Source organism: Nocardia sp. (assembly GCF_025465275.1).
Classification (GTDB): Bacteria; Actinomycetota; Actinomycetes; order Mycobacteriales; family Mycobacteriaceae; genus Nocardia.
The window spans coordinates 1-12,920 of the sequence record NZ_JAODNK010000072.1; the positions used below are offsets into that span (position 1 = coordinate 1).

Annotated in this window: 13 protein-coding genes and 1 tRNA gene; 9 read left to right on the forward strand and 5 right to left on the reverse strand. The window is 66.0% G+C overall.

Annotated features, from left to right (window positions below):
- Window positions 1-49 precede the first annotated feature (49 nt).
- The gene (locus JWN03_RS15975; RefSeq protein ID WP_297615204.1) at window positions 50-901 is read right to left on the reverse strand and encodes an alpha/beta fold hydrolase; all 852 of its coding nucleotides are present in this window, start codon (window positions 899-901) and stop codon (window positions 50-52) included.
- A gap of 105 nt (window positions 902-1,006) precedes the next feature.
- Here JWN03_RS15975 and JWN03_RS15980 point away from each other — a divergent pair, with 105 nt between their 5' ends.
- From JWN03_RS15980 to JWN03_RS16000, 5 genes are all read left to right on the forward strand, one after another.
- A complete protein-coding gene (locus JWN03_RS15980) occupies window positions 1,007-1,651 on the forward strand; it encodes a TetR/AcrR family transcriptional regulator (protein WP_297615207.1) in 645 nt (214 codons plus the stop codon).
- A gap of 112 nt (window positions 1,652-1,763) precedes the next feature.
- Window positions 1,764-3,368: an FAD-binding protein gene (locus JWN03_RS15985; protein WP_297615210.1), complete on the forward strand. Its 1,605-nt coding sequence runs from the start codon at window positions 1,764-1,766 to the stop codon at window positions 3,366-3,368.
- A 118-nt stretch (window positions 3,369-3,486) separates the two neighbouring features.
- Window positions 3,487-4,527 carry an NAD(P)-dependent alcohol dehydrogenase gene (locus JWN03_RS15990; RefSeq protein ID WP_297615212.1) on the forward strand — a complete coding sequence of 347 codons (1,041 nt, stop codon included), beginning with the start codon at window positions 3,487-3,489 and terminating at the stop codon, window positions 4,525-4,527.
- Between the two features lie 46 nt (window positions 4,528-4,573).
- The gene (locus JWN03_RS15995; RefSeq protein WP_297615214.1) at window positions 4,574-5,497 is read left to right on the forward strand and encodes a TIGR03564 family F420-dependent LLM class oxidoreductase; all 924 of its coding nucleotides are present in this window, start codon (window positions 4,574-4,576) and stop codon (window positions 5,495-5,497) included.
- Between the two features lie 101 nt (window positions 5,498-5,598).
- Window positions 5,599-6,660, forward strand: coding sequence for an LLM class flavin-dependent oxidoreductase (locus JWN03_RS16000; protein WP_297615216.1), 1,062 nt, complete (start codon window positions 5,599-5,601; stop codon window positions 6,658-6,660).
- 113 nt (window positions 6,661-6,773) lie between these two features.
- On the opposite strand, the gene JWN03_RS16005 is transcribed toward JWN03_RS16000, so the two are convergent.
- Window positions 6,774-7,481, reverse strand: a complete 708-nt coding sequence (locus tag JWN03_RS16005; protein ID WP_297615218.1) for a GNAT family N-acetyltransferase — start codon at window positions 7,479-7,481, stop codon at window positions 6,774-6,776.
- A 146-nt stretch (window positions 7,482-7,627) separates the two neighbouring features.
- On the opposite strand from JWN03_RS16005, the gene JWN03_RS16010 reads away from it, so the two are divergent.
- The 4 genes from JWN03_RS16010 to JWN03_RS16020 all read left to right on the forward strand — a co-directional run bounded on the left by JWN03_RS16010 (window position 7,628) and on the right by JWN03_RS16020 (window position 10,632).
- The gene (locus tag JWN03_RS16010) at window positions 7,628-8,425 is read left to right on the forward strand and encodes an SDR family NAD(P)-dependent oxidoreductase (protein WP_297615220.1); all 798 of its coding nucleotides are present in this window, start codon (window positions 7,628-7,630) and stop codon (window positions 8,423-8,425) included.
- Between the two features lie 189 nt (window positions 8,426-8,614).
- Window positions 8,615-8,691: transfer RNA gene (locus tag JWN03_RS16015), tRNA-Pro, on the forward strand.
- A 519-nt stretch (window positions 8,692-9,210) separates the two neighbouring features.
- Window positions 9,211-9,393, forward strand: a complete 183-nt coding sequence (locus JWN03_RS45500) for a helix-turn-helix transcriptional regulator (protein WP_366914437.1) — start codon at window positions 9,211-9,213, stop codon at window positions 9,391-9,393.
- A 237-nt stretch (window positions 9,394-9,630) separates the two neighbouring features.
- Window positions 9,631-10,632, forward strand: coding sequence for a tyrosine-type recombinase/integrase (locus JWN03_RS16020; RefSeq protein WP_297615222.1), 1,002 nt, complete (start codon window positions 9,631-9,633; stop codon window positions 10,630-10,632).
- A gap of 228 nt (window positions 10,633-10,860) precedes the next feature.
- Here JWN03_RS16020 and JWN03_RS16025 read toward each other — a convergent pair whose 3' ends face one another.
- The 3 genes from JWN03_RS16025 to JWN03_RS16035 all read right to left on the reverse strand — a co-directional run bounded on the left by JWN03_RS16025 (window position 10,861) and on the right by JWN03_RS16035 (window position 12,702).
- Window positions 10,861-11,232 carry a hypothetical protein gene (locus JWN03_RS16025; RefSeq protein ID WP_297615224.1) on the reverse strand — a complete coding sequence of 124 codons (372 nt, stop codon included), beginning with the start codon at window positions 11,230-11,232 and terminating at the stop codon, window positions 10,861-10,863.
- A gap of 31 nt (window positions 11,233-11,263) precedes the next feature.
- Window positions 11,264-11,737, reverse strand: coding sequence for a roadblock/LC7 domain-containing protein (locus tag JWN03_RS16030; RefSeq protein ID WP_297615226.1), 474 nt, complete (start codon window positions 11,735-11,737; stop codon window positions 11,264-11,266).
- Window positions 11,738-12,369: 632 nt separating this feature from the next.
- A complete protein-coding gene (locus JWN03_RS16035) occupies window positions 12,370-12,702 on the reverse strand; it encodes a hypothetical protein (RefSeq protein ID WP_297615228.1) in 333 nt (110 codons plus the stop codon).
- Between the last annotated feature and the right edge of the window lie 218 nt (window positions 12,703-12,920).

Sequence of the window (12,920 nt, forward strand, 5' to 3'; positions counted from 1 at the left end):
ACCTTGGCCGCCAGATCCAGTTTGGCCAATAGGTCGTCGATGACGTCGTTCATGCCAGTTCCTCCCAGAAGTTCACCAGATCCGCCGACACCTGCGCGGGCACGGTCTCATTGGGCACATGCCCGGAACCCGCATACACCGCGGTCTCAGCGTGCAGCTCCTGCGCGAATTTCTCGTGGACGCTGGGGTCCCAGAGATCGTTCGTGTCGCCGTAGCCGACCAGCAGCGGCACACCGGCATCCCGCAGCGCGGCGAGATCGGTGATCGGCGGCACCTCCATGACCTTCAGAATGCCGAGAATATTGGCCTTCTTCGTCTGCAGGATGCGCTGGTGCAGGAACTCCATGCGCTCGGGCGACGGGGGCTGACCGGCCGCGGTCATGGCGGCGCTCATCTGCTGCCAGATCGCCTCCTGCCCAGCGGTTTCCACGATCTGCGCGACCGCCTGCGGCGGCGGGAACTTGATGTCCTCGACCGAGGACGGCCCGGAGGCGAGCAGGGTGAAGCTGCGGAAGCGCTGCGGGCTGGTGACCACCGCGACGCGGGCGACATAGCCGCCGAAGGAATGGCCGACGAGGTGCACGGGCTCGTCCGGCGAGACCTGATCGATGACGCCCAGCAGATCACCGGTGAAATCGGCCATCGTGTAGCCGGAGATATCGTCCGGGCCCTGCGACTGCCACTGGCCACGCTGGTCGTAGGCGACGGCGCGATAGCCGGCGGCGGCCAGCAGCGGAAGCATGTACTCGAAGTCTTCTTTGGAGCCGGTGAAGCCCGGCACCAGCACCACCGTGCCGCGGTTTTTCGTACCGCTCGGCGGCTTCGTCTCCCATGCGGCGAGCGTGCCCGCCCCGCCCTGCAGCGTGATCGATTCGATCGGTGCTTCGGTGCCCTGAGTCATCGGCTGTCCTTCCTCGTACGGCCCTGTACGGCTGCCCCGAGTCTGCCAGCGGATAACCCACTAACCGAGTGATCACTCGGTACTGTAATCGCTTCGTTACCTAGCGTGAAGGTGCAGCTCCCCGGGCCGCGACTACTGTCGCTGCACATGGCCCCGCACCCGCAACGCCGCCGGCGGGCCGACTACCGCCGCGAGCAGATCATCGACGAGGCCCTGAAGGCCTTCGCCGACAATGGTTATCGCGGCGCGTCGATCGCCGAGATCGCCGCGCGCTGCGGACTGTCGCAGCCCGGTCTGCTGCACTATTTTCCGAACAAGGCGGCACTGCTGGCCGCGGTCCTCGACTACCGCGACCGCCTCGACTACGACCGCCTGGGCTTCAGCCAGCAACTTCGTGGCAAGGACGCACTGGAACGACTGGTCCGGCTCGTCGAACACAATATGCACGTGCCCGGACTGGTCCGGCTGTTCACCGTGGTCACCAGCGAGGCGGTCACCATGGACCATCCGGCGCGCGACTGGGTGGTCAACCGGTACCGCACTTTCGAGACCTACCTCGCGGGCGCGCTCGACGACGGCATCGCCGACGGCACCATCCGCGCCGATGTCGACACCCCGGCCGTCGCCCGCCAGATCTTCGCCATGATGGACGGCCTGCAATTGCAGTGGCTGCTCGAGCCCGACAGCGTCGATATGGCGCAACTCTTCCGCGCCTATATCGACGAGTTGATCGCGCACCTATCGGCTTGAAGCCCAGCCGAATTGCGGGCACACCCTCCGATCGCCGGTGAATTAGAACACGTTATAGTTGTCTCGCTCGTCATGGGTGGGCGTTTTTCCGTTCTGGAAGGTGGTCGCGAAGGTGCGGACCTGGGACTCTTCGGCCGATGTTGTGGTCGTCGGATACGGCGGCGCGGGTGTCGCGGCGGCACTGGCCGCGCGCGAATCCGGCGCGGACGTACTGGCCATCGACCGGTTCATCGGCGGCGGCGCGACCGCGCTGTCCGGCGGCATCGTGTACGCCGGCGGCGGCACCTGGGTGCAGCGCGCGGCGGGCGTCGAGGACGATGTCGACAATATGCTCGCCTACCTGCGCGCCGAGGTCGGCGATGCGGTGAGCGAGCAGACACTGCGCCGGTTCTGCGAGGAATCCTCCGCCATGATCGACTGGCTGACCGGGCACGGGGTGCCGTTCGAGCCCTCGCTGTGCCCGTACAAGACGTCGTACCCGACCGACGAGCACTACCTGTACTACTCCGGCAGCGAAAACTCCGGCGGCTTCCGGGAATTGGCGAAACCGCGGCAGCGCGGGCATCGCGCGCACGGGCGCGGTGTCTCGGGCAAGAAGCTGTTCGGGCCGCTGGCGGACTCCGCCGCGCGGCACGGGGTGCGGACGCAAACCGCCACCCGCGCAACGGGACTCGTGGTCGAGGACGGTCGCGTGGTCGGAGTGGAGGCCATCACGCTCACCGGTGCCTCCCCCGCAGTACTGAAGCGATTTGCGGCGCTGGCCCGGATTTCCGCGAAACCCGGTGTGTACCACCCGGGTCTGCGGCAGCTCGTGCAGTCGCAGCTCGATCGTATGGAGCGCCGCTACGGCGTGCCGGTGCGCATCGAGGCCCGGTCCGGCGTCATTCTCACCACCGGTGGCTTCATTGCCAATGGCGCGATGGTCGCGCGGCACGCACCGACCTACCCGTGGGCCGAGGGCCTGCCGCTCGGCACCGCCGGCGACGACGGCAGCGGCATCACCATGGCCGAGGCGATCGGTGCGGCCACAGGCAAGATGGATGCCATGTCGACCTGGCGGTTCATCGCGCCGCCGAGTGCGTTCTTCGGCTCGATCGCCGTGGATGCCAACGGCCGGCGCATGATCGACGAATCCCGCTACGGCGCGGCCATGGGCGCGGCGATCGCCACCAGCCCCGGCAATCGGGCCTGGCTGCTGCTGGATTCGGAGCTGGTCGCGGAGTCCCGCACGCAGATCGGGCCGCAGTCGGTGTGGTTCCAGCGCATGCAGGCCGAACGGCTCATGCGGCTGAATCCGATCACGGGTAAGTCGATCGAGGATGTCGCGGCCCGCGCGGGTATCGAACCGGCCGCACTGCGCACAACCGTCGACGCACACAATCGCGCGATCGAGGAGAACCTGCCCGACCCCATGGGCAAGCCGGCCGACATTCGCCGCCCGCTTCGCAACGGGCCGTTCCAGCTACTCGACATCTCCTTCAAGGCCCGGCTGAGCTACCCGATGCCGATGCTCACCCTGGGCGGCCTGCTCGTCGACGAGGACACCGGCGCCGTGCGCACCGACGACGGCGGCACCATCCCCGGGCTGTACGCGGCGGGACGCGCAGCGGTCGGCGTCTGCTCCAATTCCTATGTCAGCGGGCTCTCCCTGGCCGACTGCGTCTTCTCCGGTCGCCGGGCGGGTGCGCACGCCGTTCAGTCTCTGAGCACTCACTGAGCCGAGCAGGGCCTCCACACACCAGCATTCGGAGGCCCCGTTCGCCGGAGTAACCTTCGGTTTGCGAACGCACCACCGACCGGCAGCTCCCGAGAGGTTTTCCGAACGGAGGTCGACAGTGAAGGCTGTGCAGTATCGAACCGTGGGCGGGTCGCCCGAAGTTGTCACCGTGCCCGATCCCGAACCCGGGCCGGGTCAGGTGCTGTTGAAGGTCGCCGCCGCCGGGGTATGTCATTCCGACGTCATGGTGATGAGTCTGCCGGCCGAGGCCATCAGGTTTCCGTTGCCGCTCACGCTCGGACACGAAGGTGCGGGCACCGTCGCGGCGCTCGGTTCCGGGGTGGAGGGTGTCCGGATCGGCGACATGATGGCCGTGTACGGACCGTGGGGATGCGGTGCGTGCCACAAATGCGCGGAGGGCAAGGAGAACTACTGCCTGCGTGCGGCCGAGTTGCAGATCTTCCCGCCGGGTCTCGGTGCGCCGGGCGCGATGGCGGAGTACATGATCGTCGACAATGCCCGCCATCTGGTGCCCTTGGGCGACCTCGATCCGGTACGCAGTGTGCCGCTCACCGATGCGGGGCTCACTCCCTACCATGCGATCAAAAGGTCTGTGCCCAAGCTGATTCCGGGTAGTACGACGGTGGTGATCGGAGCGGGCGGTCTCGGCCATGTGGCCATCCAGCTGCTGCGCGCCATGACGGCCACCCGCGTCATCGCGCTGGATGTGTCCGAGGACAAACTCGACCTCGCTCGTCGCGTCGGCGCGCACGAAACGCTCCTCTCCGATTCCAGCGCACCGGACAAGGTCAAGGCGCTCACCGGCGGACGCGGCGCCGAGGTGGTGCTCGACTTCGTCGGTGCGCCGCCCACCGCATCCATTGCCGCCGCGTGTGCGGGTGTGGAATCCGATCTCACCATCGTGGGAATCGGCGGTGGCTCGGTGCCCGTCGGATTCGGTTCGCTCCCTTACGAAACCGCGGTGACCGCCCCGTACTGGGGCACTCGGGCGGAACTGATCGAGGTGCTCGACATCGCCCGTGGCGGTGAGGTCGAGGTGCACGTCGAGACCTTCGGCATCGACGAAGCGCCCCTGGCCTATGAGCGATTGCACGCGGGCACGATCGATGGTCGCGCGGTGATTCTGCCCAATTCGTAAAAGCGAAGCCGGAACATTATGCGATCGCGTGTGGTTGCACTCGGTCGTGAACCTCGGAATAGCTCTCGCCCAGGCGAATACAACGAACTATGTCGATGCGATCGTGCTCGCCGCGCGCGAGGCCGCGCAGTATGGGGTGCGATCGGTGTGGTTCGGCCAGCGGATGGATTACGACTCGGCCGCTCTGGCCGCCATTGTGGGCCGGGAGGTGCCACAGCTGCAGGTGGGCACCTCGGCAATTCCGGTGGTCGGTCGGCATCCACTGCTGGTCTGCGCGCAAGCCCAGACCACACAGGCGGCCACCCACGGGCGCTATCACCTGGGGCTGGCGGTCGGATCCAGCTTTGCCGCAGGCGCTTTCGGCTTGCCGTTCGATCGGCCCATCGCCCGCCTGCGCGAATTCCTCACCGCACTGCGGGAATTGCTCGATACCGGGACGGCCGACTTCCACGGCGAACTGCTCACCGCCACTCCCCCGATGCCCACCGCCCTCCCGGGCGCGCAGCCGCGGGTACCGGTGCTGGTCGCGGCCATGGGGCCGCAGTCGCTGCGGGTCACCGGCGAACTCGCCGATGGCACGCTGCCGTATCTGGCGGGCCCGAAAACCCTCGGCGAGCACATCGTTCCGGCCATCACCAAGGCGTCCTCGACACCGCCGCGCATTGTCGCGTTCGTACCGGCCGTGGTCACCGCCGATGTGGAGGCGGCGCGCGCCGAGGCGGTGCGGCAGCTCTCGTTCTACGACCAGGTGCCCTCCTACACCCGGATTATCGAACTCGAGGGCGCGACCCGGGCGGCGGACCTGGCCGTAATCGGCGACGAGGAGACCGTCGCCGCCCAGATCCGGCGCTATTTCGAGGCCGGGGCCACCGAGGTCGTGCTCACCAGCACCGACCTGGCCGGTCCGGACGATCAGCGGCGGACCTGGAAGCTGCTCGGTGAGCTTGCTGCTGGAATCTCGACGAATTAATGTCTCAGCCTTGTGATCCGCTGCTGGTCAGGCGCATTTCCTGAATCGATGACGAGCGCTGGGCCGGGGCCGCGGGCACGGCCGAGGTCGATACTTTCGAGGTGAGTCTCGAATTCCTTTGGTACATCCCGAATCAGGTCACCCCGGGGCACCGCGGCGAGCCGGTCACGACCGATCACAACAGCCTCGAAACCCTCAGCGCGCAGGCCAAAGCCCTCGAGGAGCACGGCTGGAAGGGGGCGCTGATCGGCACCGGCTGGGGTCGGCCGGACACGCTCACCGTCGCCACCGCCCTGGCCGCCCGGACCACCAGCTTCGAACCGCTGGTCGCGATTCGGCCCGGATACTGGCAGCCCGCCCATTTCGCCACCGCCGCAGCCACTCTGGATCAGCTGTCCGGCGGGCGGGTGCGCGTCAATATCGTGTCCGGGAAGGACAATCTGGGGGCCTACGGTGCGGCCGAGGAGGATCAGGCGCAGCGGTACGGCCGGACCAAGGAGTTCCTCCAGCTGGTCCGCAAACTGTGGACGCAGGAGAACGTCACCTACCGCGGTGAGCACTATCAGGTGACCGACTCCACGGTCGTACCGCGGATCACCCCGCGCGGGGACCGGCTGCACCCGAAGCTCTACCTCGGCGGCGCGTCCGAGGCGGCCGAGCGAGTTGCGGCGACCGAAGCCGACGTCCAGCTGTTCTGGGGCGAGCCGCTCGACGGTGTGCGTGAGCGGATCGAGCGTCTGCGAGCTCTGAGCTCGGAACTCGGGCGGGAGCACGCGCCGCTCGAATTCGGGCTGCGGGTAACCACTTTCGTCCGGGACACCACCGAGCAGGCCTGGGCGGATGCCGAAGCGAAGGTCGCGGAGATGGCCAACTCCGAAGGCGCGCTGCGGGATCCGCTGCGCAGCGCAGCCGTTGGGCAGCAGCGACTGCTCGACCTGGCCGCCCGCGGCGAAGTGCTCGACGACAATCTCTACACCGCACCCGGCAGATTCGGCGGTGGTGGCGCCGGCACCACCTGGCTGGTCGGCTCCGCGGAGGATGTCGCCAAATCGCTGCGCAAATACCGCGATCTCGGGGTCACCCACTTCGTGCTGTCCGATACCCCGTACCTGACGGAGATCGAACGGCAGGGCAACCAACTGCTGCCGCTGCTGCACGAATAGGCAAGGACCACACCAGGGTTGGGAGCTCGGCTCCCAACCCTTGCGGTCGTCCCGGTGGCTTTACAGTGCGAGGCCGGTGCCGTGGACGCCGTGCTCCTCGATGAGCGCGTAGGTCATGGCGCCTGCACCAGGCTCAGTTGCCCGCGTTTGCGGAGCGTGAATCCCAGCGTCTCGTAGAGGCTGATCGCCGTCGTGTTGTGCGCGACGGCATGCAGGAACGGCGTTTCGCCGCGCGCCCGAATCCCCGCGCCGACCGCCCGGATCAAACGGGTCGCAAGACCCCGGCCCCGGAATTCGGCATCGGTGCAGACGGCACTGATCTCGGTCCAGCCCGGCGGATGCATGCGCTCCCCCGCCATCGCCACCAGCTTGCCGTCCACCCGCAGGCCCAGATACGTGCCCATTTCGATGGTCCGCGGCGCGTACGGGCCCGGTTCGGTCCGGGCGATCAACTCCAGAACCTCGGGCACATCCGCCGCGGTGAGCACCTCTAGCTCCGGATCATGGGCGACCTCGAGCCCGGTGCCGTCCATCTGCACCGAGCCGAACTGATCCAGCAGTGTCCATCCGTCCGGCAGCACATGGCCGTGCCCGCGCAGTGCGGTACCGCCGCCCGGTCCGAGCACCGCGGCCAGATCGGCCCAGTCCTGTTCCTCCAGCACCGGCGGATGCCCGATGAACCGGGCGACCTCCGGGTCGTAGCGGCCGATCTCGCCCACCCAGTGGGCGAACCGGCTGTGCACACCACGCAACGACGCCCGCACCGGGTCGTCGAGCGGGTGCAGCGAGGTACCGATTTCGACGATCGACTCGGTGGTCAATACACACTCCTCCGCATCAGCATCCGACCAATGAACGTTAGCGAAGCGCACCACATCGGACAGCGGTTGCACTCACCACGATTTCGATGTGCTCAGCTCGAGCCGAATCGGCGACCGGTGCCGGCGGCGTGGTTAGCGTGACTGGGGTGGATCTGAATCTGACTGGAAAGCGCGCGATTGTCACCGGCGGCAGCAAAGGCATCGGTCTGGCCATTGCGCGCGGACTCGCGGCCGAAGGCGTGGATATCGTGCTCGCCGCCCGCTCGGCCGAACCGCTCAAAGCCGCGGCACAGGCTTTGGCCGCGGAGACCGGCCGACGAATCATCGCGATCCCGACCGACACCGGCGACGACGACCAGGTGCAGGAGCTCGTCCGGCGCACCGTCGAGGAGCTCGGCGGCGTCGACATCCTGGTCAACTCCGCCGCAACACCCTGGAGTGCCGGCGCACCCACAAACCTGACCGCCACTACCGACGACGTCGTCCGCCACGAGGTCGAGATCAAGGTCCTCGGCTATCTGCGCACCGTACGCGCCGTCGCACCGCACTTCATCGAACAGGGCTGGGGCCGCATCATCAACATCAGCGGACTCGGTGCCCGCCAAGCCAATTCGATCGCCCAAACCATCCGCAATGTCAGCGTCTCCGCCCTGATCAAGAACCTCGCCGACGAACTCGGCCCCAAGGGCATCAACGTCACGGTCGTCCACCCCGGCCTGACCAGAACCGAACGCCTCACCCACCGTCTGACCGCCCAGGCCGAAGAATCCGGCACCACAGTCGCCGCCTTGGAAGCCGACCTCCCCAAGAACTCCATCCGCCGAGTCATCGACGCCGGAGAAGTAGCCGACGTAGTCACCTTCCTCGCCTCCCCCCGCAGCGTCGCCATCACCGGCGACGCCATCGCCGCAGGCGGCGGGGTACCGGGCCCGGTCTACTACTGACGCAAACCCCAAGAAACCCACCACAATTCGCCCGCAGGCCACTTGACCCCCCGCCAAGTGGCCCACGAACCCGAAAGCCCCCGACCGAACCCCTCCGAAACCCCTCCCACACGCCCGTAACGTGCCGATTTGGAGGAACCAGGGGGTCCTGATGTAATCTCATCGAGCACGAAGCGAAGCGGAGTGCAACGGGCTGTGGCGCAGCTTGGTAGCGCACTTGACTGGGGGTCAAGTGGTCGCAGGTTCAAATCCTGTCAGCCCGACCAGGTCGGGGGCGGTTTCCGCCCCCGACCGGTCACGTTTTGTGGACCAATTGTGGACCACAGCGCCTACCCCGGGTATCTCGGGGTTGTCGGGCACAGAGATCATCAACGGGTATTTCGGGTCCTCCGATGCCGTCTTCGCGGGCCGTTCGACGCGCCGCCAACCGCACATGTCACATCCCATATCGCGGATGCCGCAAGGTTGCGGGCATATCGGGTTCCGCCCTACCTTGGAGAGACTCCCCGGATCCTCGGGGTTCCCGGTAACTGCCGCAGCGGAGCCGGATGAAGCACCGACAGGCAACTGCTCGCGATATCCGCGGCATGCTGTCGATTCCACGCTCGGCGGAGCCGAACCACATCCTTCGATGTCGCGCCGCCGGACGACTGGGTCCCCGCGTGCGTTGGCCACGAAGGCAATTGAGCCGGAGCGATTGTCGCTGGTCGACCTCCAGGGCCGGAGGGAGGTGGTGGATTGTGGAGGAGCAGAACAACAATCACCTATCGTGGTTGAACCAGCGGATGTACTCGACTGGCGAGGCCGCACGGTTACTCGGTGTCGATACATCGACTCTGCGGCGGTGGCGCCGCGCAGAGCCGGTCGAAGGCCCGGGCTTCATCCGGATTTCGAATCGGGTGGCGAAGTACCCGGAAAGCGATATCGAGGCGTATCTGGCTGCGCGGCATGTGATACCGGCTGCGTGATGGTCGCAGTCGATCGAGTTCCGGTCGCGCGGGAGCGGCGGGTGCGCTCCCATGTCTGAGATTCTGAAGCTACCGATCGGAACCCGGCTGAACTGCGATATCGAGAAGCTCGCGCGGAGCCGGTCCGGAAATCCGTTCCGAGCGCGGGTGCGATGGACCAATCCGCAGTCCGGAAAACGTGATTCGAAGTCCGAGACCTTCCCGACCGGCGACCTCGCCGACGAATGGTTCGCGGAAATGAAGACCTTGGCAATGCGCGGGATCTCGCCCGCGTGCGCCGACGTCAGTCTGCTGGACTACGGCGAGGCCAACATGAACCTGGCGCTGCGAGGTCTGGAGCAGAAGACTCTGGACCCGTACATGTGTGGTTGGCGGTTGCGGGTGAAACCTACTCTCGGCCACCTCGGGGTTCCGATGATCACCAACGGTATGGTGGACAGGGCCGTGGTCGGATGGATCGAAGACGACGGCTGCGGAAAATCCACCATCAAGAACACTCTCGCAGTCCTGTCCCGGCTGATGGCTCAGGCCAAGCGCGATGGTCTCATAGACATCAATCCCGCGCGGGTACGTGGCTGGCAAGCGCTGTACAAGCAGCTCGAAGACGAGCTCCAGAACCCACGTGCGTTGGCGTTGCCGAATTGGCAAGCGTTGGTAGAGCTTTGCGACGCGCTGGTCGCTGCCTCGGCCGAGCAATACCAAGGCTGGGGCGACGTGGTCATGTTCGCCGCCTGCACAGCGGCACGCATCGGCGAAGTAGCCGGATGCCGCGTCCGCGATATCGATACAGACTCGTGGATCTGGACTGTTCGCCGCCAGACCACACGCAGCTCGATAGGAGCAATCGACAAGGGGACCAAGGGAAATCGAGCCCGCTATGTGCCGCTGATCGAGGAGATCCAGGCGATGATCGCTGATCGGCTCGCGCCGCGCCGACGCAACCCAGACGCACGGTTGTTCATCGGCCCACGTGGCGGGAGCATCGATACCGGGAGCTTGCACCGAGCAACCCACTGGGACGAGGTCGTAGCCTCACTCGGATACCGGCATCTGGTACGCCACACCCTTCGCCACACCGGACTCACCTGGTTTGCCGATGCCGGCGTTCCAATTCATCGTCTGCAACTGATCGCTGGCCATGCCGACTCGCGCGTGACCGAGTTGTACCTTCGCCCGGATCACACGCAGCTGGCGAAGGATTCGAAGCGGATGTCCAACCATCTGCAAACGGTCGCATGACGGCGTAAACCACTGGCGCCCCACACCCTCGTGCGAAGAGGTATGGGGCGCCAGCTGGGTAATCGTCAATGGTCGCAAAGCTATTGACGCGGAGATACTAACCGATCACGCATGTAGCAAGGCGGCTGCCTGGCAGAGAATCCTCCGGCGGAAGTCCCGACGTTCGCATGCTGCGGCTGATCTTCCGAGTAACCGAGCTGCCTGATCGGCCGATATTTCGAAGTCTGGTCAGATCTCGAGTTCGTCGTCGATTTGGCGCAGGTGATGGCGTGCGAGAGCCAAATTGGCGCGAGCGCGATCTAGCGCCAGGTAGAGGAACAGTCCGGTGGAACGCTGGGCGCTCAGCGGGCGCAGAATATGGTACTGACCCGAGAGTGTGATCAGGATGTCCTCGATCCCCTCGTTCAGGCCCAGCTGTTCGATCGTGCGGATCTTGGCGCGCATCACCTCGGTGTTGCCCGCGGCGCCGACTTGAAGATCCAGAGTCCGGGAACCTCCGGCTGTACCCAGGGCCATCCCGCTGGTGTAGTCGACGACCGCCGCGCCCAGCGCACCGTCGATGTTCATCATGTCCTTCAATGCCACATCCAAATTCGACATCGTTCGCCTCTCTCCCGCATTGTGGTGCGGCTCAGTGGATTTTCGGAGCTTCGGGCCGGGATCCGTTGGATGCCACCGCGAATCCACTACTGGTCATCATCATTTCCGCCGGCGCGACAGCTGGGGTCAACAGTTCCTCGATCGCCCGGGCCACCGGACGCGCTTCCAGATGCACCCGTCCCAGAACGGCGTCGGTGTCGGTCAGGACGGTCAGCAGCGCGGCCGGTCCCGCGGCGTAGACGACCACGTGTCCCCCGCCGCTGTCGATGGTCACCTCGTGCAGGTTCGAACCATGGGTCGTCGCAACGAATGTCAGCGACAGCGAAAGCTGCGCGGCCGCCAGGGCGGCGATACCGGTGGGCTCGATCACCTCGGGCAGATCAGCAGCGATCAGCAGACCGTCACTCGACGCCACGACCGCACCGACCAGGTGGGGAACGCGCTGCCGGAGTCTCGATAGGTGGGCTTCGATGTCACTGTTCGGCGATTCCCGGTGAGAGTGCAAACAAATCGCCCCTTTCTGGACTGTTCCCCGAGGTCATTCGTCCCACCGCGACCGACGCCGACCATTCGGACAGCCCGCTCGTGAATGAGATCAGCTCGACCGCGAGCGTCATCCATCCCCGCACGCAGCACATTCCATTCAGCTGAGGGCGAGTTCTATTGGGTCGCTGCACTATTCGCGTGCGCGTACGTTATTGCACCTACCGAACCGAAACCCCGACAAAAATCTGCCGCAGCATCGGTTCCGAACTAGTTCGGCAACCTGGACTGGCAGCTCGGTGTCGACCGGCCCCCTTGGGGCACTGATGTTTTCGCTACGTTAGCTAGGCTTTTACAGCATAGCGGGGTGATGGCGAATGCGCAGCTACAAATCCGGTTGCGGCAGGAATCGGCACTGCCCCCTTCCCGGGCAACCGCGCCGCTGCAGGCGAATCCGCACGCCAGCATGCCGAATAATGCTGAGCGACTTACCTACTCGCCCACGCATCTCAGCCGATCCCTACTGGTATACCTCCAACTCAATGGCAGGAACGAGCCATCATCCATCGAAGCCACACTCGAACCGGACACACGACACCCACATCGGTCGGCAATGACGTGCCAGCTCGCGCGCCGGTTCTTCGATTGACGGGGTTACCGACGCGGGTTGGCACGGTCGGGATCGGCGAGGCGGGCGGCGATGGCGGCCAGAACGATGGGCACATCGCGGGCGGGCAGCAGCGCGGAGTGATGATGCGCGGCCACGCCGATGCTGTCACGGATCTCGCAGTGGTAGCGGCACCAGCGCGCGCCGGCGGCGGCCGGTTCGCGGGCGAGCCGATGCGCGAGCTCGGCCAACGCGGCGGCGACCTGAGCACACCGACCGGCGTTGGCGACATTCCACCACGGCCGGTCCAGGTCGCCAGGACAGGAGATCTCGACCCGGTAGGTCCATGGCAGCGACGTGTCGGAGTCGGAGTTGGACACACGCTCAGCATCCCACAAAACCTACCGGTCGGCCGGTAGGGAATGGGCGTGGCGTCGAGTAGATCAAACCCGCTCGCACCGCTGAGAACTTCGACGCTTCGACTCGGCACACTCACCACCGAACAACTCGCTGCGACCGATGCCCTCGACAGCGGAGTTCGTGGCCGACCCGAACCCCGACAGCACCATCTGGTCCACGTCCAGCAGCAGGGTGAGAC